This is a genomic window from Nocardia sp. CWNU-33 (assembly GCF_046764895.1).
In the GTDB taxonomy this organism is placed as follows: domain Bacteria; phylum Actinomycetota; class Actinomycetes; order Mycobacteriales; family Mycobacteriaceae; genus Nocardia.
In genome coordinates this window covers 291,770-310,772 of the sequence record NZ_JBKOQN010000002.1, presented here as the reverse complement: position 1 = coordinate 310,772, position 19,003 = coordinate 291,770, and the positions used below count along the sequence as shown (strand labels likewise).

Sequence of the window (19,003 nt, the reverse complement as noted above, 5' to 3'; positions counted from 1 at the left end):
GTCGTGGTGACCTCGACCCCGCACCGACAGCCGTCAGGATGCGCCGACGTATTCGTCGGCCACCTCCAGCACCTCGTCCACGATCTCCAAGCCGGTGCGGATTTCGTCCGCCGAGGTGGTGAGCGGCGGCGCGATCTGGAAACGATTGCCGGCGTTGAACGGCCATAGTCCGCCCGCCTTCGCGGCGGCGGTCACCCGGGCCATCGGCTCGGCGGCGTCGCCCGCGGCCGCGAACGGGATCAGCGGCTGCCGGGTATCCGCGTCGCGCACCAATTCCAGCGCCCAGAAGAAGCCGAGGCCACGTACCTCCCCGACGCTCGGGTGACGAGTGGCCAACTCTGCCAAGCCTTTTCCGAGCACGTCAGCTCCCACCGACCGCACGTGGTCGAGAATGCCGTCGCGCTCGAATACCTCGATCGAGGCGATCCCGGCCGCGCAGGCCAGCGGATGACCCGCATAGGTGAGCCCGCCGGGGTACACCTGGTCGTCATAGCGCTGCGCGATCCGCTCGGCGATCAGCACACCACCGAGCGGAACATAGCCGGAGTTCACGCCCTTGGCGAAGGTGATGATATCGGGCTCGACCCCGAACGCCTGTACCGCAAACCACTCCCCGACCCGGCCGAAGCCGACCATCACCTCGTCGGCGATGTAGACGATGCCGAATTCGTCGCACAGCGCGCGCACCCCCGCCAGATAGCCGGGCGGCGGGACGAGCACACCGTTGGTGCCGACCACCGTCTCCAAGATCAGGCCCGCAATGTGCTGCGGACCCTCCAGCTCGATCACCTGACGCAGATGCTTCAGCGCCGCGGCGGTCTCCTCTTCAGGAGTGCTCGTGTCCCACGGTGATCGGTAGGGGTAGGGCCCGAAGAATCGCACCACGTCGACATTGGTCGGCTCCGCGCCCCAGCGCCGCGGCTCACCGGTCAGGCCGATGGCTACACCGGTGCCGCCGTGATAGGAGCGGTAGGCGGCGAGCATCTTGGTGCGACCGGTGAAGCTGCGTGCCAACCGCACCGCGTGCTCGACGGCCTCCGCACCGCCGGTAGTGAACAGCACGCGGTTCAGGTCACCGGGTGCGCGTTCGACGATCAGTCCGGCCAATTCGCTGCGCGCTTGGTTGCCGACCGTCGGCGAGATGGTGGCCAGTTTCTGAGCCTGCGCAATGATCGCAGCAACCATATCCGGATGCTGGTGGCCGATGTTCACATTCACCAGCTGGGAGGAGAAGTCGAGATATCGCTTGCCGGAGTCGTCCCAGAACCACGAGCCCGACGCACTGGTGATCGGCGTCGGATTCGCGCCACCCTGCGCCATCCACGGATAGAAGACGTGATCGGTAGTCATCTCCGGTCGCTCCGCTCTTGCCCTTCGGCATCCATCGTTCGATCATCGGCGCTCGGCTTCGGCCGACACGCCACCTATTTACCGCCCTCGGTCAACGTCACCTGGCTCGGCGCGAAACTCGTTCCGGTGACGTCGATTCCACCAGACTTCAGCAAGTCCAGCGCTTTCGTAACGTACTCGTTGGTGAAAGCACCGGCGTCGGGATCCTCCTTCAGGACCGTGGCGCCCTCTTGGTTACGGGTTTCCTTGGCGATCTTCACGGTGCGATCCCAGGCGGCCTGATCGATGAGCCCGACGCCGGCCGGCGAGGGCCAGATCAATTTGTTCACCTCGTTGATCTGCCACTGCTGATGCGTGGCACCCAGCGTGCTGCCCGCGGCGACGGTGATGTCGCGGCACTTGTCGACATTGTCCCGGCAGAAGGCCCAGCCCTTCAGCGAGGCCGCGATGAACTTCACCGTCTGGTCCTGATACTTGGCATCCTTCAGCTTTTCGGTGTTCGCCCAGATTGCGTCCTGGAGCATGGCGACGCCCTCGTCGTTCCAGTCGATCGTGGCGAAATCGTCTGCGGTGTAGAGCTTTCCGGTTGCCGGGTTCTTGGTCTCCAGCAGCTGCGCGTATTCGTTGTAGGACATGGCCTGTGCGGCGTTGAGGTCCTTGGCGAGGAAGGCATTCATATCGAACTGCTGCTGGACCAGCTTGACGTCCTTGGCCGGGTCGATGCCCGCCTTGGTCATGCCGGCGAACAGCTCGAACTCATTGCCGTAGCCCCAGTTTCCGACGGTCTTGCCGCGCAGCGCCGCCGGTCCGGCGATATTGTCGGACTTGAAGGAGACCTGTTTGGTGCCCGAGCGCTGGAAGACCTGTGCGACATCGGTGATGCCCGCACCGGCCGCGCGCGATGCCAGCGCCTTCGGCACCCAGGCGATGGCGTAATCGGCCTGGCCCTGAGCGAGTACGGTCTGCGGCACGATGTCGGTGCCCCCGTCGAGTATCTCGACCGATAGGCCCTGCTCCTTGTAGAAGCCCTGATCGACCGCCGCCAGGTAGCCTGCGAACTGCCCCTGCTTGAACCACTGCAGTTGCAGGCGGACCTTCGTCAGTCCGTCGGAGGTCGTCGTCGAGCCGTTTTCGGTGGTGCTGCAGCCGGTCAGCGCCGCGGCGGCCAGCGCTGCCAGCGCCAGACAGGCGCGCAATCGCCTGGGGGTGGGTGTCATTTCGTTCTCCAAAAGGTGTTGCGGGGTCGTCGGGTGAGTTGTTCGAGCAGCAGGACAGCGGCCAGGAAGAGCAGGCCGACGAGCATGGCGCCCGCCACATAGGCCCAGGCCCTCGGATATGCGGTATTGGCCGCGGCAGAGGTGATCCGGCTGCCGAGGCCGTTCTGCAAACCGCCGAAGTATTCGGCGATGATCGCGGCTATCACCGCTCCGGGTGCGGCGATGCGCAGACCGGTGAACAGGTACGGCATGGCCGCTGGCAGCCGGACGGTCCGGGTGATCTGCCAGCCGCCCGCCGCGTAGGAAGTCATCAGATCCGACTGGACCTGCGGAACCTGGCGCAGTCCGCGCGCGGTGCTGACGAACATCGGAAAGAACACCACGATGGTGACGACGATGCGGCGCGGTGTGTCGGTGGTGGTGGAGTACATCGAATTGAGCAGCGGCGCGAGCGCGACGATCGGCACCGCCGCCGCGGCGGCGGCCAGCGGTGTGAGTAGACCATCGACCAGCCGGAAGCGCACGGCCAACATTGCGGCGGCGATGCCGAGCACCGCACCGAGCAGCAGTCCGATGAGCGCGTTCTTCCCGGTCGCGCTCGCGGCGTCGACGATGCGGCCGAAGTTGTCGGTGAACTCGCGCGCGATGGCGGTCGGAGCGGGGAGCAGGAACGAGGGCACGCCTGCGGCGACGGTCAGCAGTTGCCAGAGCGCCAGACCACCGACGCCGAACACCAACGGCGGCAGCACCGTCCGCAGTGGTAGTGCACCGGCCGAGAGCGCCGCTTTCATCGCGGGTCCCGTCCGGCCACTGCGGCGTCGGCGCCGTGGCCTTCGCGCAGTGCCGCGCGGACCGCCGCTACCGCATCGAAAAACGCGGTGCTGGAACGCACATCGTCCCCAGCGGCGGCGAGGTCGCGGCTCCAGCCATCGGTCGCGACGATGTCGGTGATGCGGCCGGGGCGCGGTGACATGACCACCACCCGATCGGAGAGGAACACGGCTTCGGGGATCGAGTGCGTCACGAAAACCACGGCCGCACCGGTCTCACCGGCAATCCGCAATAGCTCGCCCTGCATTCGTTCACGCGTCATCTCATCGAGCGCACCGAACGGTTCGTCCATCAGCAGCAGCGACGGCTTGCGGGCCAGCGCCCGCGCGATCGCGACGCGTTGCTGCATGCCGCCCGACAGCTCCGCGGGATAGCGGCGCGCGAAATCGGTCAGCCCGGCCATTTCGAGCAGTTCCGCACTGCGGGTCCGGCGCTGGGCCTTCGGCACCTTGTGCAACTCCATCGGCAATTCGACATTAGCCTGCACCGTGCGCCAATCCAGCAACCCCGCCTGCTGGAAGGCAATGCCGTAGTCCTGGTCGATTCTGGCTTGCCGTGCGGTCTTGCCGTGCACCGCAACGGTGCCGCTGCTGGGTTGCTCGAGATCCGCGATGATCCGAAGCAGGGTCGACTTGCCGCAGCCGGAAGGACCGATCAGCGAAACGAATTCGCCCGCGGCCACGGTGAGCGACACATTCGACAGCGCGGTGACAGCACCGGCCGCGAAGATCTTGCCGACATGTGCCAGCGAGACGGCCGCCACCGACTCGACAGTGCCCGCCGCGCCGGCCGAGTGATCGACCGTCGTGCGCAGGTCCCGGGCCGCGGCCGCTCCGCTCGCCGGGAATGCACCATCGGACCCAGCCGCTGACGAGGTGGCACCGTCGGTTGCTTCCCGGTCTGCCTTGGCGATCAACGGGTACCTCCTGAAGAGCTGCGCGCCCCGATCGGGCGGCTGTAGCGACGTAATACGAACTCGGCGAGGCCGACCACGGCGGTGATCGCGACACCGAGCAGGGCGGCGGCGAAGACGGCCGCGTACAGCCGCGAGGCGTCACCGGTGGCCTGCTGGGCGAAGACGATGATCTGGCGGCCGATGCCGCCCGCGGTCCCGGTTGAGATCTCCGCGACCACCGCACCGATCACCGAGGCCGCCGCGGCCAACCGCAGCGCGGGAAGGAAATGTGGCACCGCAGCGGGAAACCTCAGGTGCACCAAGGTCTTCCACCAACTCGCCGAATAGCTGTGCAGCAATTCCACCGAGGCCTTCGACGGGGCTTGCAACCCGCGCAGCATGCCGACCGCGATCGGGAAGAAAGCGAGGTACGCGGCGATCACCGCGATACTCATCCACGGCCGCCACGGCTCACCCGCGATGACGATCTTGCCGCCCCACCCAGCGACGAGCGGAGCCAAGGCGATCAGTGGAACCGTCTGCGAGACAATGATGTACGGCAGCAACCCGCGTTCGACAAACGCGAAACGCTGCATCACCACGGCCAGCGCCACCCCGACGACGGTGCCGAGCAACAGCGCGAGCAGTGCCAGTTCAAAGGTGAATCCCGCTGTCCGCAACAGCGTTCCCCCCACCGTGCCGCTACCGTCTCTTTCTCCGAGCACGGTGATCACCGACCATGCATGCGGCAAAGCGGCATCGCTGGTGCGCGGCAATACCCGCTGATCGCCGATGCTTACCCCGCCTTCGGGCACCGCGAACTTCACCAGTTCCCACAGTCCGATAACCAGCACCAGCACGCCGATCGCGTACCCGGCCCGCTGCGCCCGCCATGCCGCACTCATTTCGCACCTGCCGACACCGGCATTGGATGGGCGTCTCGCTTCGTGAGCTCACAGACCGTGTTCGGCGGAAAATGCCACTGTCGACTCGTCATCGCGTACCCACCGACACTGTCACCGGTTGCCCGGCATGATCGACGAGCCTGCACCGAACCAGCTCGGCGCACGCTGCCGCGAGTGCCGCGGCAGCCGCGACCACGGCGATCACTCGGCCGCCGCGGTCGCGGTGACGGGGTGCGCGATATGCGGAATAACCGACTCACCATAGGCTTCCAGCGTCGCGGTCTTCGCGTCGTGCTGGAGGTAGACCGCGAACTGATCGACGCCGAGCTTCTCGAGTTCGCGCAAACGGGCAACCTGATCGTCGGGCGTGCCGATCAGGCAGAAGCGATCCACGATGGCGTCCGGCACGAAATCGGCATGGACGTTGCCCGCCCTGCCGTGCTGGTTGTAGTCATAGCCCTGCCTGCCCGCGATGTATTCGGTCAGTGCGGCCGGAATATCGCCGCCGGTCCCGTATTTTGTGACGATGTCGGCAACATGGTTGCCGACCATGCCGCCGAACCAGCGGCATTGCTCGCGGGCATGAGCGGTCGCGCCCTCGGAGCCGTCGGTGACATAGGCCGGTGCGGCCACACAGATTTTGACCGTGCCGGGATCACGGCCCGCCCGCTCGGCCGCCACCCGCACCCGCGCGATGGTCCACGCGGTGATGTCCGGATCGGCCAGTTGCAGGATGAAGCCGTCGGCAACCTCGCCGGTCAGGTCGAGGGCGCGCGGACCGTAGCCGGCAACCCAGACCTCGAGCTGTGAGGCGCCCGCCCATGGAAAGCGCACCACGGTGTCGCCGATGCGGGCGCTGCGACCGTTGCCGAGTTCCCTGATCACCGCGATCGATTCCCGCAGTGTGGCCAGGGTGGCCGGCTTGCCGCCCAGTGTCCGCACCGCCGAGTCGCCGCGACCGATACCGCAGACGGTGCGGTTGCCGAACATGTCGTTGAGCGTCGCAAATGTGGAAGCGGTCACCGTCCAATCCCTGGTGGCCGGATTCGTCACCATCGGACCAACGACTACTTTGCGGGTGGCGGCGAGGATCTGGCTGTAGATGACGTACGGCTCCTGCCACAGCAGATGCGAGTCGAAAGTCCACACGTGTGAGAAGCCGTGCGTCTCGGCCTGTCTGGCCAGCTCGACCACCCGCGAGGCAGGGGGTGTGCATTGCAGCACCACGCCGATGTCCATGCGGCACTCTCCGTTTCGAATCAGGTGCGTCGTGTTGCGGACGCGCGTCAGATCAGGTTTTGCGACAGCTCGCGGATAATGAACCGGCCGTGCCCCTTGCTGCCGAGGTATTCGCCGCGGTCGATGACCACCCGGCCGCGCGAGAGCACCGTGTCGACATGGCCATCGATCTCGAAGCCCTCCCAGGCCGAGTGGTCCATGTTCATGTGATGGGTCTTGCCGAAGCCGATGCTGGTGTGCCCGCTCGGGTCGTAGATCACGATGTCGGCGTCGGCGCCCGGGCTGATGACACCCTTGCGCGGGTACATGCCGAACATCCGGGCCGGGGTGGTGCAGCAGACCTCTACCCAGCGTTCCAGCGAGATCAAGCCGTTCTTCACGCCCTGGAACATCAGGTCCATCCGGTGTTCCACGCCGCCGATCCCATTGGGGATCTTGCTGAAATCTCCGACGCCGAGCTCTTTCTGGTCCTTCATGCAGAATGGGCAGTGGTCGGTGCTGACGGAGCTGACGTCACCGGTGCGGATATACCGCCACAGCTCGTCCTGATGCCCGTCGGCCCGCGACCGCAGCGGCGTCGAGCACACCCACTTCGCGCCTTCGAAACCCGGTGCGCCCAAATGCTCTTCGAGTGAAAGGTACAGATACTGCGGACACGTTTCACCGAAGACGTTCTGCCCGTTGCCCCGTGCGATGGCGATCTGTTCCATCGCCTGCTTGGCCGAGACGTGCACGACATACAGCGGCGCGCCGGTCAACTGGGCGAGCATGATGGCCCGGTGGGTCGCTTCCTCCTCCATCTGCCACGGCCGTGAGACACCGTGGAAGTACGGCGTGGTCTCGCCGCGGGCGAGCGCCTGCTCGACGAGCACGTCGATGGCGATTCCGTTCTCCGCGTGCATCATCAGCAGCGCGCCGAGATCACCCGCCGCCTGCATGGCCCGCAGGATCTGGCCGTCGGTCGAGTAGAAGACGCCGGGGTAGGCCATGAACAGTTTGAAGCTGGTGACGCCCTCGGCCACCAATTCACTCATCCCCTTGAGGGATTCGTCGTTCACCTCGCCGATGATCTGGTGGAATCCGTAGTCGATAGCGCACTGCCCCGCGGCCTTCTCGTGCCAGGCACCGAGAGTGTCCTGCACCCGCTCCCCGGGCTTCTGCACCGCGAAATCGACGATCGTGGTGGTGCCGCCCCAGGCCGCGGCTCTGGTGCCGGTCTCGAAGGTGTCGGACGCCTCGGTACCGCCGAAGGGCAGTTGCATATGGGTATGCCCATCGACGCCGCCGGGGATCACGTATTTGCCGGTGGCGTCGATCACGACGTCCGCGGATTGCGTGAGGTCGGCGCCCAACGCCGCTGCACCCGGTTGCAGAACGGCGACGATGGTTTCGCCGTCCACGAGGACGTCGAGCAATTGCGATCCGGTCGCCGAGACGACCGTGCCGCCGTGGATGAAGGTCTTTGTCATATGAGTCTCACCGGCCTCAGGGTGCTACCAACGGTCCGTAGGCATCGGGGCGACGGTCGCGGTAGAAGGCCCACCGGTCGCGCACCGTCTTGATCAGGTCCATATCGAGATCACGGATGATCAGTTCGGGGGCCGTGTCGGAGGCGACGTCACCGACGAACTTGCCCTCAGGATCGACGAAGTAGCTGGTTCCGTAGAAATCGTCATCGCCGTATTCGGCCTCGATGCCCACCCGGTTGATCGCGCCGATGTAGTACTCGTTGGCGACCGCGGACGCGGGCTGCTCCAATTTCCACAGATAACCCGAAAGGCCGCGCGAGGTGGCCGATGGATTGAATACGATCTCAGCACCCGCCAAGCCGAGCGCCCGCCAGCCCTCCGGGAAATGCCGGTCGTAACAGATATAGACACCGACCTTGCCGACTGCGGTGTCGAACACCGGCCAGCCCAGGTTTCCCGGCCGAAAGTAGAATTTTTCCCAGAACCCGTTGACGTGCGGGATATGGTGCTTGCGGTACTTGCCGAGATAGCTGCCGTCGGCGTCGATCACCGCCGCGGTGTTGTAGAGCAACCCGGGCTGCTCCTGCTCGTACACCGGCAGCACCATGACGAGGCCCAATTCTTTTGCCAGGGCGGCGAATCGTTCCGTGGTCGGCCCCGGCACCGATTCCGCGTAGTCATAGAACTTCGCGTCCTGCAACTGGCAGAAGTACGGGCCGTAGAACAACTCCTGGAAGCAGATCACCTTCGCGCCCTGCGCGGCGGCCTGACGTGCATAGTCCTCGTGCACTTTGATCATGGACTCTTTGTCGCCCGTCCAGTTCGCCTGGACGAGCGCCGCTCGAACGATTCCCATGCTTTGTTATACTTCACTCCGATCCAATTCGGTTGTGTTACAAGATTGCGGAAACAGTTTCGTGGCCGTAAACCTTGATGCCGATGATGGTTACGGTCCGGTGCCCGAAGCAGAATGAGCGTGTGACAATCGAGCCTGCGACGGCACCCCGCGGACCGAACAACGGTGCGGCGCCCGCTCCGGCCGTTGTGTCACCGGCCGAGTTCACCGCGAATCTCGACGATCGCACCCCGGCGGGCATCGCCGCCGCCGTCAGCCGCCGGATCCGTTCCGGCGCACTCCAACCCGGGTCGCGACTGCCCACCGTCCGCGAGGTCGCCAAGGAGCTACGGGTATCGCCTTCTACGGTGAACCAGGCCTGGCGGGCGCTGGCCGCGACCGGGGCGATCATCGCCCGCGGACGGGCAGGCACCTTCGTCGGCCAACCCGAAATCGCACGGCCCACCACCCCGACCGGCCGCTACCAGCGCCTGCACCCACCGACCGACAGCGCGTTCCGTGTCGATCTGTCCCGCGGCACCCCCGATCCGGATCTGCTCCCCGATCTCGCCGCCGCACTGCGCGACATCGCCCGCCATGGTGGCGACGACCTGGCCGCCGACTACATGGGCGAGGCGGTGTTGCCCGACCTCGCCGCCAAGGTGCGCACCGACTGGCCCTTCCGTGCCGAACGTCTCGCCGTCCTCGACGGCGCCCTCGACGCTGTCGATCGGCTGCTCACCGCGCACATCCGACTCGGCGACGCGGTCGCTGTCGAAGACCCGTGTTTCCCGCCGTTTCTGGACCTCTTGACTCGCATCGGCGCCCGCCCGATACCGGTCCGAATGGACGAATCCGGTCTGCTACCCGGCGATCTGGCTCGCGCTGTCGGTCCGCACGCCGCCACCGCTCTGATTCTGCAACCCCGCGCACAGAACCCCACCGGCGTTTCCCTCACCGCGGGCCGGGTCCGTGAACTGTCCGACATCCTGCAGAACACCGCCACCCTGGTGATCGAAGACGACCATTCGGCCGGGATCGCCGCGGCACCATTGCGCTCCCTCGGTAGCAGGCTGCCCCGGCGCACCGTGCATATCCGCTCGTTCTCGAAATCCCACGGCGCCGACCTGCGTCTCGCGGTGGCGGGCGGACCCGCCGGACTCCTCGACCCCGTCGTCGAACGCCGCATGCTCGGCCCCGGCTGGACCAGCCGCCTGCTGCAACGCGTCCTGCTCAGCATGCTCGACAACGAAGATGCCATCCACATCGTCACCGCGGCTCGCGCCGAGTATCGAAGACGCTCGGCCGAACTCCGCCGCGCGCTGTCGAGCAGAGGCATCACCATCGCCCGCAACGACGGCATCAACCTCTGGCTCCCGGTCGCCGACGAGAACGCGGCCATGATCTCGCTCGCCGCCGCAGGCATCAAAGTCGCCCCCGGGGGACCCTTCGAAGTCAGCGACCACCCCGTCTCCGACCATCTGCGCATCACCGTCGCGGCCGTCACCGACAGCGATCTCAACTGGCTGACAACGGAATTGGTCGCCGCCACCACCGCCGCCCCTACCTATCGACGGGTCCGTCGAGCCTGAAAGCACGGCAACAAGCCGCGCGTGCTCGCGGCCGATCGACGCCGCAAAGCACCAACCTGCCACGCGCTTCGGGGTGAGATGGAATGATCGCCCGGAGCATCGTCCGGTGCGCAACCCGACAGAAGGAGATTCCGACCGGTGAGCAGCGAACTGCAGGCCCGAGAACTCGACCACGATCGACGCAACCGGCAGCAGCATCGCCGAATCGGCGTCCCCATGCGTGCGGTGCGCTTGCTCGGCGTCCTGGCCGCCGGGGCGGCGGTGGCGGTTCTCGCCGCGGGCGGCGTCTCGGCCGACACCGGGATCCGACTCGAAAAAGCAACGGGCGCGGGCTGTTCCGAGCCGGCCGCGGGCCAGCCCAACGGCAAGCAGTGGCAGGCCGAGCCCGGAATGGTCATCGATACCAGCGCCGGATACACAGCCACGCTGGAAACCACCTGCGGCACGGTAACCATCGCGCTGGAGTCCGCTCGGGCGCCCCGCACGGTCAACTCCTTCGCGTTCCTGTCCGGCGAACAGTACTTCGACCACACCAAATGCCACCGGCTGACCACCCAGGGCATTTATGTGCTCCAGTGCGGTGATCCGACCGCCTCCGGCATGGGCGGCCCCGGCTACAAGTTCCCCGACGAGAACCTCGCGGGCGCGACCTACCCCGCGGGCACGGTCGCGATGGCGAACGCCGGACCCGGCACCAACGGCAGCCAGTTCTTCCTCGTCTACCAGGACACCAGGTTGCCCGCGAACTACACCCCGTTCGGCCGGATCATCGGCGGGATGGACGTGCTCGGCACTATCGCCGCTGCGGGTGTCCAGGACGGATCGGGCGACGGCGCCCCCGCCACCGACGTGATTCTCGATTCGGTGACCACCGTGCGCAACTGAGTCCGACCACTCACGAACGCCGCCAGCCCACCAGACCTCGCGGTCTGGTGGGCTGTTCTGGCTTGTTGACGGTGTGCACTGCGCGCTGTCGGACACCGGCAGGTTCGATGAGCGCGGACGCTCCGACCTCCCCTGCTGAGGACTGTCTCGTCAGTCCAGTCGGAGCATGTCCGGCCACGCCTGCGACCACATCCGACGCGGCTGCTCACCACGCCAGATCGTGACATCGCGGGTGACGCCCGGGTATCCCAGGCGGGCATCCACGCGGCCGATCGGTGTCACGGTCTCGAAGATCGAGTGCAGGTCCCCTTCGTCGCCGCCGACCCACAGCACCGTCGTCGCGGCGTCCGGTGGGGTGCCGAAATAGCCGAAGCCGCGGTTGGGGCTGTAGATCGCGGGCAGCCCATAGCTCTCCCGATCCACGTCCAGTGCACTCGCCTGCCAGTAGGAATCGACGATGACGACCGCCTTCTCGCGCGCCGACTCCGGCAGTCCACGATAGGCTTCGGCGGTTGCCCGGCGCAGCTCCGGCCAGCCGAACTTGCCGTATACCGAGATCTGCAGCCCTGCCTCGGCCTGACTGTCCACCGGATCGATCGTCGACTCGGACTTCAGGGGCAACGAAAACACCAATACCACAACCGAAATCGCGACGAGTGGAACGGCGACGAAGGGCCGCCAGCGTGCGGTGCTCTGGGTCCACCGCACCGCCCCCGCCGCCATGACGGCCGCATAACAGCCTACGGCGTAGTACGGGCGGCCATTGGTAATCATGAAAACGACGGCGAGCAGGATCGGCATCAGACCGAGGAATCGATACGCGCGCAACGATTCCCAACGAAACAGCGCCCAGACGCCTGCGAAGAGCAACACCGCGCCCAACACCCCGGCCGCCATAACGGCGATCGGCAGCCATGTGTAGCGACCGCCGATCACGCTCTGTTCCGCAGCGACCACCGCACCGAGGCGCAGCTGCGGCCAGTCGTGATCGGCCTGCCAGATCAAGCTCGGCACGGTGGCCACGACCACGATGGCCCCACCCAGCCACAGCGCCGGGCGGCGCAACAGTTCTCGCGGACCGTAGATCGACACACCGATCGCCACCGCAACCCAGAAGAACGGGATCAGCCATTTCACCTGCATGTCGATCGCGGTCACCACCGCCGCCCACACCAGTAAGCCGTCCTGGCGGGTCCGTACCCATCGGATCAGCAGCCAGCTGATCAGCACCCACAGTGCGGTGTCGATGGTGTTGGTGGCCAACTGGCTGCCCTGCACGAGCAGGAACGGCGAGGTCGCGTACGCGGTCGCGGTCAACAGCTGTGCGGCACGGGAGCCACCGAATTCCCGCGCGATCTGCGCGCTGAGGAAGATCGCCGCGATGGTGACCAGCACAGCCGGAATCCGCAGCGCTATCAGCGATCCCGGTGCGAGCAGATCCATCAGTCGAGCGATCGCGGGCAACAGCGGACCCTGATCGGCGTATCCGACAGCGAGCCTGCGCCCGGCGGACACGAAATACAGTTCGTCACCGAAGAAGCCGTAGCGCCCGAGGGTCGCCAGCAATGCCATGGCCGAAACCAGGGCGATCGCCGTGACACCGACGAGCGCGTACGGCTGCCGCGCTTCGGGTCTATCACCCTCCCGCACATCGGTTTCCGCCACACTAGTCATCGTCCTCCACCTTCCGCGTCGCCAAATCGAACAACCTCCTCAAATGCGCCGAGTACTTGCCCATGTCGAAATCCGGCTCCCGGATCGAGCGCCCGGCCGCGCTGTCGATGGAGTCACGGATCGACTTGGCCATGATCACCACATCGAACTCGCCGAAAACCCCGGTGTCCTGGCCCTCGCGCAGCATCTCCACTAGCGGCTCGAGCACCTCTCGCTCGCCGTCCGGATTGGCGAAGACCGACTTCCCTTCCGCGTCACGAAGATTCACCACCACGTCGGTCATCGCCGCGACGTAGTTCTTGTTCGCCTCGATGAACGCCAGATTCGAAGCCAGGTACGCCAGTAGCCGATTGCGCGGCCCATCGGCCGCGGCGACCACCGGAACCATGTACTCCGCGCCGGACACATACAGCTGAATCACCAACTGCATCATCAGATCGTCTTTGCCCTCGAAGTGATAGGAGATCACGCCTTTCGAGATGCCGGCGTGCTTGGCGATCCGCGCCAAGGACGCCTTCCCGTACCCGACCTCCGAGATCACCTCCACCGCGGACGCGATGATCTGCCGCCGCCGCGCCTCCTCGATAAAGGACCGCTGCTGGCCCATCGGACTATTTTCTGGCCGCACGGCCAAATTTTAGCACGGACGGTCAGTACGAGTTCCGCCACATCGCCCACAACGTCGGGCCGCCGTCGGCCAGCGCAACCCGGTTGACGACTTCGAAGCCGAAACGCTCGCAGTAGGGAACGTTGTCCGAATGGCTGGATTCCAGGTAAACCGGGTGCTGGTCGGCGTCGCATTGGTCCAGGCGATGTTGCATCAGCGCTCGCCCGTACCCGGCTCCACGGACCTGCGAGTCGCTGCCGATCGCCGCGAGGTACCAGTGCGGCTCGGGCGGGTGGCTGCGCGCGAGGGTGTCGCCTATTGCCTTTCCCGCCAGAATTCGAGTGCCGAAGCCACCGTTCACTGGACGGCTCGACCTGCGAAGTGGTGGGTTGTGCCGCGCGCCCAGCCCGGATCACCGTGTCGGACGAAGCGGGTCCAGCCGGCGCGGACCCCGGCGACGAGGCCGGCCGGGCGTACACCGTTGAGCATCGGCGCACGTCGCCAGGCCATCGCCTCGCCGAGCGGAAACGGCAGCTCGATGCCATGGCAGGCACCGAACGGACTGGCGCCGGGATGCCAATCGAAGCGGTACAGCCACGGTGGCTCGCCCCGGTCGGTGAGCGACTTCGCCAGCTGCCGCGTCGGCTCGTGAAACATCCGGTCTGTCACGGTCTCCACGGCATTCCCATCGCCGGCAAAGAACGCTGCCGCCTCGTCGCGCGTTGTGCCCATGAGGATCTCGACCCGTCCGCGTCGCCCCGCCCGATCGCCTCGGCCAAATCGGCGGCGACCATCGTGCCGTCGGCGACGAGTTGGAACGGCGGAACCGGCACGCATTGGCCGTGCACCCCGGTTGCGGCGGCTCGCCCGGCCGCTCGCTGAGCAGGTGGCGAGAACGCGGGCTCGCGGTGAAGCCGAAGGAGCGGTACGTGCGTTCCAGTCCGTCGAGGTCGCGCGTCACAATTCCGGTGTGGTGAAAGGCGTTGATGCTGTATGTCATAGGCCGATTCTGCGATCGCGGCGGCCGCTGGGACCTCAGCACGGGGCGCTACGCCGGTATCCGACACTCACCTACCCTGGACTGGTGGAATCGGACACGCACCACCCGCTCGACAACCTCGACTTGCAGCTACTGCACGCTCTGCAGATCGACGGGCGCGCGTCGTTCAGCAGGATCGCCGAAATACTCGGCGTCTCCGACCGCACCGTCGCCCGACGCTACGAACGGCTGCGCGCCGCGGGAAAGCTGCGGGTGACCAGCGCGACCGACAGCGACCTATCCGGAGCGGCCGAGTGGGTGGTGCGCATGCGCGTGCTCCCGCACGGGACCGACGTCCTGGCCCGTGCACTGGCCCGGCGCCCCGACACCGCCTGGGTCACCACGATGTCGAGCGGCACGGAGATCGCCTGCCTTTCGTGTCCCCGACGGTGGGGCGTTGCCGCTGGCAGCGCTCGCACGCCACCCACAGGTTCGCGACGTGTCCGCGCAACAACTGCTGGCCCAACTGATGGACGGCCGTTGGCATGGCCGCACCTCGGCGCTCACGGGGTCTCAGATCGATGCGCTGCGGCCGCCACATGAGGACGAGGCCGCCCCGGTCTCCCCGATCGATCTCGACCGGGCGCTGGTCCCGGCGCTCGCGGTGGACGGCCGAGCCACCTACCCCGACCTGGCACGCAGGCTCGGCTGGTCGGAATCCGCGGTCCGACGCCGTCTGGAAGAACTGCGGCGTGCCCAGGTGCTGCGGCTCGAGGTCGAGGTCGAGCCCATGGTGTTCGGCTACTCGACACAGTGCGTGCTCTGGCTCACCGTGGCGCCGACACATCTGATCGACGTCGCTCGCGCGCTGGCCGCCGACAATGAAGCGGCGTTCATCGGCGCGATGACCGGTGTACACAACCTGATAGTCATCACGGTCCTGCGAGATTCGGCCGCCCTCGCCACCTACCTGACCGACCGGATCAGCGCACTGAACGGCATCGAACGCATGGAAGCGACACCGGTCACCTCCTACGCCAAACGCACCGCGCCCCGGCACTGATCGCCACACACCAAAAGGCCGCGCTTCCCATGGAAAGCGCGGCCCTCGGTCTCGAACCTACAGGTACTGACCCGTATTCGACTCGGTGTCGATCGCGCGACTGGCCGAGGCGTTCTTGCCTGTCACCAGCGTGCGGATGTAGACGATCCGCTCGCCCTTCTTACCCGAAATACGAGCCCAGTCATCGGGATTCGTGGTGTTGGGCAGGTCCTCGTTCTCAGAGAACTCGTCCACGATCGAATCGTAGAGATGCTGGATGCGCAGACCCGGGCTGCCGGTGTCGAGCACCGCCTTGATGGCGTACTTCTTGGAGCGGTCCACGATGTTCTGGATCATGGCGCCGGAGTTGAAGTCCTTGAAGTACAGGACTTCCTTGTCACCGTTGGCGTAGGTGACCTCTAGGAAGCGGTTGTCCTCACTCTCGGCGTACATCCGGTCGACGACCCGTTCGATCATCGCGCGGATGCACTTGGCCTTGTCGCCGTCGAACTCGGCGAGATCGTCCTGGTGCAGCGGCAGGAACTCGGTCAGGTACTTCGAGAAGATGTCCTGCGCCGATTCCGCGTCCGGCCGCTCGATCTTGATCTTGACATCGAGACGACCCGGTCGCAGGATCGCGGGGTCGATCATGTCCTCGCGGTTGGAAGCGCCGATCACGATGACATTCTCGAGGCCCTCGACACCGTCGATCTCCGACAGCAACTGCGGCACGACCGTGGTCTCCACATCGGAGGACACGCCCGATCCGCGGGTGCGGAAGATCGAGTCCATCTCGTCGAAGAACACGATCACCGGCGTGCCTTCGGACGCCTTCTCCCGTGCCCGCTGGAAGATGATCCTGATGTGCCGCTCGGTCTCACCCACGAACTTGTTCAGCAGCTCGGGGCCCTTGATGTTGAGGAAGAACGACTTGGCTTCCTTGGCATCTTCACCACGGGACTCGGCGATCTTCTTGGCCAGCGAGTTGGCCACCGCCTTCGCGATCAGCGTCTTGCCGCAGCCGGGCGGACCGTAGAGCAGCACGCCCTTGGGCGGGCGCAGCGCATACTCACGGAACAGCTCCTTGTGCAGGAAGGGCAGTTCCACCGCGTCGCGGATCTGCTCGATCTGGCGACCGAGGCCACCGATATCGGTGTAGCCGACATCGGGCACCTCCTCCAGCACGAGGTCTTCGACCTCGGCCTTGGGAATGCGCTCAAAGGCGAAGCCCGCCTTGGTATCCACCAATAGCGAGTCGCCAGGGCGCAGCTTGCGAATGGGCGAATCGGGGTCGTCGATATCGTCGACCTCGGCGACCTTGGCAAGCGGACCCGCCAACCACACCACGCGCTCTTCATCGGCGTGGCCGACGACTAGGGCCCGGCGGCCGTCGTCGAGGATCTCGCGCAGGGTACCGATCTCGCCGACCTTGTCGAAGTAGTTCGCCTCGACAACCGTCAGCGCCTCGTTGAGGCGGACGGTCTGGCCGTATTCGAGGGTCGTGGTGTCGATGTTCGGTGAACACGTCAACCGCATCTTGCGACCCGAAGTGAACACGTCGACCGTCTGATCCTCGTACACGCCGATCAGAACGCCGTATCCGCTCGGTGGCTGACCCAGCCGATCGACTTCCTCACGCAACGCGACGAGCTGCTGACGCGCTTCCTTGAGCGTGTCCATCAGCTTGCCGTTGCGAATGGTCAGCGAATCGATGCGGGCTTCCAATTCCCGCGCGTGATCCGGCGAATCGGCAAGTTGCCTTCGGAGTGCAGCCGCTTCGGCGCGTACCGCCTCGAGCTCTCTCCAGGCCGCCGAATCCGAATTCTCGATGGGGCTCATGTGCTGCTCCTCCCAGTCCCGGTCTATCAACGCTACCGGGCGCGAACTGTTCTCGCTTTCCGACATGGTTTCGTCGTGATCACATCTAGGCTGCGGTCAGCGGCCGAACGAACCATGTTAGCCTGCCCTAACCTGCTTCCGGCGACCTACTCCGCCGACTGAACTGAAAGGTTGCTGACGATGCTCCTTCCCGCCAGGACACTGCGCGTTTCCGTGGCTACCGCCGCAGCGGCCGTCACCGTTACCCTCGGGCTCACCGCCTGCGGCTCCGACGACAAGTCCGACACCGCAACGGCGACAACCACCAGCGTGTTGGCCACCAGCGCCGATCACGGTGCGCACGGCACCGCGACCGCACCGACGGCGGACGAGCTGAAGGCCACCCTGATGCTGGTCGCCGATCCGGCCAAGTCGACCGCCGAGAAGACCGCGCTCATCGTCAACGGCGACAAGCGCACCGCCAATATCGATCAGATGAATCAGGCGCTCGCCGGCTACGGTGCGCTGACCTTCGCCGTCACCGACGTCAAGGTCGAAGGCACCACCGCGACCGCACAGGTCGTCATCACCTCCCCGCACGGAGCTGCCCCGGCCATGCCGATGACCTGGGAACACGTCGATGGCAAGTGGAAGCTCTCCGATGCCACCGCCTGCACCATGCTGGGCTTCGCCCAGGCACCCTGCACGTCGTAGCGGGCACGGACCCGAGGCCGCCCTCGCCCGAAACGACGGGACGAGGGCGGTCTGTGTTCGATCGGTCATGTTGCGCTCGCTACATCAGCCCTTGGACGGCCTGCGCTGCGGCTTCGGCGTGACGGTGCCCTCGGCCAGTCGCCGTGCACTCACCAGGAAGGCGGTGTGGCCCTGCATGCGATGTTCCGGCCGAACCGCAAGACCGACGACATGCCAGCCACGCACCATCGATTCCCATGAGCGCGGCTCGGTCCAGCACTCCTGTTCACGCAAGGCCTCCACAACTTTCGACAGCTGTGTGACGGTGGCCACATAGACGATCAGCACACCGCCGGGCACCAGCGCCTGGCTCACCGCGGGCAGCGCATCCCATGGGGCGAGCATGTCGAGCACGACGCGATCGACCGGCGGGCCGTCATAGGCCGCGACGTCGGCGACGGTCAGCGACCAGTTAGCCGGACGTTCGCCGAAGAACGTCTCGACATTGCGTACGGCGTGCTCGGCATGGTCATCGCGGATCTCGTAGGAGATAACTTCACCCTGCGGACCGACCGCGCGAAGTAGCGAACATGTGAGCGCGCCGGAGCCTGCTCCGGCCTCCAACACCCGCGCGCCGGGGAACATATCGCCCTCGTGCACGATCTGCGCGGCGTCTTTGGGGTAGATGACCGCGGCGCCGCGCGGCATCGACAGCACGTAATCGACCAGCAGCGGGCGCAGCGCGAGATAGGGCGTGCCGTTCGTCGAGTTGACCACCGTGCCCTCGTCGGCGCCGATCAGGCTGTCGTGCTTGATCCCGCCGCGATGCGTGTGGAACTCCTTACCGGGTTCCAGCACCACTGTGTAGAGGCGCCCTTTGGCATCGGTCAGCTGTACCCGGTCACCGGTGGTGAATGGCCCGGTCCGTCTGGCCGTCATGAATCTCCGTTTCGATCGGTCGATGCGGTCCTA

The 19,003-nt window shown here is 66.0% G+C and carries 19 protein-coding genes; 5 read left to right on the top strand and 14 right to left on the bottom strand.

Annotated features, from left to right (window positions below; translation table 11 throughout):
- Positions 1 to 33 precede the first annotated feature (33 nt).
- The 8 genes from ACLMAL_RS03650 to ACLMAL_RS03615 form a co-directional block, all read right to left on the bottom strand.
- Entirely contained in the window at positions 34 to 1,350 is a 1,317-nt protein-coding gene (locus ACLMAL_RS03650; RefSeq protein WP_411997759.1) for an aspartate aminotransferase family protein, read from the bottom strand.
- A 74-nt stretch (positions 1,351 to 1,424) separates the two neighbouring features.
- Positions 1,425 to 2,567, bottom strand: a complete 1,143-nt coding sequence (locus tag ACLMAL_RS03645; protein WP_411997758.1) for an ABC transporter substrate-binding protein — start codon at positions 2,565 to 2,567, stop codon at positions 1,425 to 1,427.
- Entirely contained in the window at positions 2,564 to 3,358 is a 795-nt protein-coding gene (locus tag ACLMAL_RS03640; RefSeq protein WP_411997757.1) for an ABC transporter permease, read from the bottom strand. The genes ACLMAL_RS03645 and ACLMAL_RS03640 overlap by 4 nt, the downstream gene beginning before the upstream one ends.
- Entirely contained in the window at positions 3,355 to 4,212 is an 858-nt protein-coding gene (locus ACLMAL_RS03635) for an ABC transporter ATP-binding protein (protein ID WP_411997897.1), read from the bottom strand. Before ACLMAL_RS03635 ends, ACLMAL_RS03640 begins: the two co-directional genes overlap by 4 nt.
- Before the next feature lie 98 nt (positions 4,213 to 4,310).
- Complete coding sequence (locus ACLMAL_RS03630; RefSeq protein WP_411997756.1) at positions 4,311 to 5,198, bottom strand: ABC transporter permease; 888 nt, start codon at positions 5,196 to 5,198, stop codon at positions 4,311 to 4,313.
- Positions 5,199 to 5,399: 201 nt separating this feature from the next.
- On the bottom strand, positions 5,400 to 6,437 hold the full coding sequence (locus tag ACLMAL_RS03625) for a TIGR03842 family LLM class F420-dependent oxidoreductase (RefSeq protein WP_411997755.1): 1,038 nt from the start codon (positions 6,435 to 6,437) through the stop codon (positions 5,400 to 5,402).
- A 47-nt stretch (positions 6,438 to 6,484) separates the two neighbouring features.
- The gene (gene hydA, locus ACLMAL_RS03620; protein WP_411997754.1) at positions 6,485 to 7,906 is read right to left on the bottom strand and encodes a dihydropyrimidinase; all 1,422 of its coding nucleotides are present in this window, start codon (positions 7,904 to 7,906) and stop codon (positions 6,485 to 6,487) included.
- Positions 7,907 to 7,922: 16 nt separating this feature from the next.
- Positions 7,923 to 8,762: a nitrilase-related carbon-nitrogen hydrolase gene (locus ACLMAL_RS03615; protein WP_411997753.1), complete on the bottom strand. Its 840-nt coding sequence runs from the start codon at positions 8,760 to 8,762 to the stop codon at positions 7,923 to 7,925.
- A gap of 122 nt (positions 8,763 to 8,884) precedes the next feature.
- Between ACLMAL_RS03615 and ACLMAL_RS03610 the strand changes: the two genes are divergently transcribed.
- Entirely contained in the window at positions 8,885 to 10,333 is a 1,449-nt protein-coding gene (locus ACLMAL_RS03610) for a PLP-dependent aminotransferase family protein (RefSeq protein WP_411997752.1), read from the top strand.
- 138 nt (positions 10,334 to 10,471) lie between these two features.
- Positions 10,472 to 11,218: a peptidylprolyl isomerase gene (locus ACLMAL_RS03605; protein ID WP_328400374.1), complete on the top strand. Its 747-nt coding sequence runs from the start codon at positions 10,472 to 10,474 to the stop codon at positions 11,216 to 11,218.
- 150 nt (positions 11,219 to 11,368) lie between these two features.
- On the opposite strand, the gene ACLMAL_RS03600 is transcribed toward ACLMAL_RS03605, so the two are convergent.
- The 4 genes from ACLMAL_RS03600 to ACLMAL_RS03585 are packed head-to-tail and all read right to left on the bottom strand — an operon-like array spanning position 11,369 to position 14,231.
- Positions 11,369 to 12,892 (bottom strand): ArnT family glycosyltransferase, encoded by a 1,524-nt coding sequence (locus tag ACLMAL_RS03600; RefSeq protein WP_411997751.1) that lies wholly within the window; start codon positions 12,890 to 12,892, stop codon positions 11,369 to 11,371.
- On the bottom strand, positions 12,885 to 13,499 hold the full coding sequence (locus ACLMAL_RS03595) for a TetR/AcrR family transcriptional regulator (RefSeq protein ID WP_411997750.1): 615 nt from the start codon (positions 13,497 to 13,499) through the stop codon (positions 12,885 to 12,887). The genes ACLMAL_RS03600 and ACLMAL_RS03595 overlap by 8 nt, the downstream gene beginning before the upstream one ends.
- Before the next feature lie 43 nt (positions 13,500 to 13,542).
- Positions 13,543 to 13,860 carry a GNAT family N-acetyltransferase gene (locus ACLMAL_RS03590; protein WP_411997749.1) on the bottom strand — a complete coding sequence of 106 codons (318 nt, stop codon included), beginning with the start codon at positions 13,858 to 13,860 and terminating at the stop codon, positions 13,543 to 13,545.
- Positions 13,857 to 14,231: a carboxylesterase family protein gene (locus ACLMAL_RS03585; protein ID WP_411997748.1), complete on the bottom strand. Its 375-nt coding sequence runs from the start codon at positions 14,229 to 14,231 to the stop codon at positions 13,857 to 13,859. Before ACLMAL_RS03585 ends, ACLMAL_RS03590 begins: the two co-directional genes overlap by 4 nt.
- Between ACLMAL_RS03585 and ACLMAL_RS03580 the strand changes: the two genes are divergently transcribed.
- Complete coding sequence (locus tag ACLMAL_RS03580) at positions 14,230 to 15,081, top strand: Lrp/AsnC family transcriptional regulator (protein ID WP_411997747.1); 852 nt, start codon at positions 14,230 to 14,232, stop codon at positions 15,079 to 15,081. The genes ACLMAL_RS03585 and ACLMAL_RS03580 overlap by 2 nt on opposite strands.
- The gene (locus ACLMAL_RS03575) at positions 14,978 to 15,541 is read left to right on the top strand and encodes an Lrp/AsnC family transcriptional regulator (RefSeq protein WP_411997746.1); all 564 of its coding nucleotides are present in this window, start codon (positions 14,978 to 14,980) and stop codon (positions 15,539 to 15,541) included. Before ACLMAL_RS03580 ends, ACLMAL_RS03575 begins: the two co-directional genes overlap by 104 nt.
- A gap of 57 nt (positions 15,542 to 15,598) precedes the next feature.
- Here the strand turns inward: ACLMAL_RS03575 and arc are convergent, their stop codons facing one another.
- Positions 15,599 to 17,425 (bottom strand): proteasome ATPase, encoded by a 1,827-nt coding sequence (gene arc, locus ACLMAL_RS03570; RefSeq protein ID WP_406229780.1) that lies wholly within the window; start codon positions 17,423 to 17,425, stop codon positions 15,599 to 15,601.
- Between the two features lie 114 nt (positions 17,426 to 17,539).
- Here arc and ACLMAL_RS03565 point away from each other — a divergent pair, with 114 nt between their 5' ends.
- Positions 17,540 to 18,052 carry a hypothetical protein gene (locus ACLMAL_RS03565; protein WP_411997745.1) on the top strand — a complete coding sequence of 171 codons (513 nt, stop codon included), beginning with the start codon at positions 17,540 to 17,542 and terminating at the stop codon, positions 18,050 to 18,052.
- Positions 18,053 to 18,136: 84 nt separating this feature from the next.
- Here the strand turns inward: ACLMAL_RS03565 and ACLMAL_RS03560 are convergent, their stop codons facing one another.
- The gene (locus ACLMAL_RS03560; protein ID WP_328400352.1) at positions 18,137 to 18,970 is read right to left on the bottom strand and encodes a tRNA (adenine-N1)-methyltransferase; all 834 of its coding nucleotides are present in this window, start codon (positions 18,968 to 18,970) and stop codon (positions 18,137 to 18,139) included.
- Positions 18,971 to 19,003: the final 33 nt, after the last annotated feature.

Excerpts from the sequence above, each read along its gene's own strand:
- ACLMAL_RS03595 (WP_411997750.1), bottom strand. The coding sequence starts at position 13,499 with ATGGGCCAGCAGCGGTCCTTTATCGAGGAGGCGCGGCGGCGGCAGATC.
- ACLMAL_RS03630 (WP_411997756.1), bottom strand. The coding sequence starts at position 5,198 with ATGAGTGCGGCATGGCGGGCGCAGCGGGCCGGGTACGCGATCGGCGTG.
- ACLMAL_RS03615 (WP_411997753.1), bottom strand. The coding sequence starts at position 8,762 with ATGGGAATCGTTCGAGCGGCGCTCGTCCAGGCGAACTGGACGGGCGAC.
- ACLMAL_RS03565 (WP_411997745.1), top strand. The coding sequence starts at position 17,540 with ATGCTCCTTCCCGCCAGGACACTGCGCGTTTCCGTGGCTACCGCCGCA.
- ACLMAL_RS03585 (WP_411997748.1), bottom strand. The coding sequence starts at position 14,231 with ATGGGCACAACGCGCGACGAGGCGGCAGCGTTCTTTGCCGGCGATGGG.
- ACLMAL_RS03640 (WP_411997757.1), bottom strand. The coding sequence starts at position 3,358 with ATGAAAGCGGCGCTCTCGGCCGGTGCACTACCACTGCGGACGGTGCTG.
- ACLMAL_RS03600 (WP_411997751.1), bottom strand. The coding sequence starts at position 12,892 with ATGACTAGTGTGGCGGAAACCGATGTGCGGGAGGGTGATAGACCCGAA.
- arc (WP_406229780.1), bottom strand. The coding sequence starts at position 17,425 with ATGTCGGAAAGCGAGAACAGTTCGCGCCCGGTAGCGTTGATAGACCGG.
- ACLMAL_RS03560 (WP_328400352.1), bottom strand. The coding sequence starts at position 18,970 with ATGACGGCCAGACGGACCGGGCCATTCACCACCGGTGACCGGGTACAG.
- hydA (WP_411997754.1), bottom strand. The coding sequence starts at position 7,906 with ATGACAAAGACCTTCATCCACGGCGGCACGGTCGTCTCGGCGACCGGA.
- ACLMAL_RS03580 (WP_411997747.1), top strand. The coding sequence starts at position 14,230 with ATGAGGATCTCGACCCGTCCGCGTCGCCCCGCCCGATCGCCTCGGCCA.
- ACLMAL_RS03650 (WP_411997759.1), bottom strand. The coding sequence starts at position 1,350 with ATGACTACCGATCACGTCTTCTATCCGTGGATGGCGCAGGGTGGCGCG.
- ACLMAL_RS03645 (WP_411997758.1), bottom strand. The coding sequence starts at position 2,567 with ATGACACCCACCCCCAGGCGATTGCGCGCCTGTCTGGCGCTGGCAGCG.
- ACLMAL_RS03625 (WP_411997755.1), bottom strand. The coding sequence starts at position 6,437 with ATGGACATCGGCGTGGTGCTGCAATGCACACCCCCTGCCTCGCGGGTG.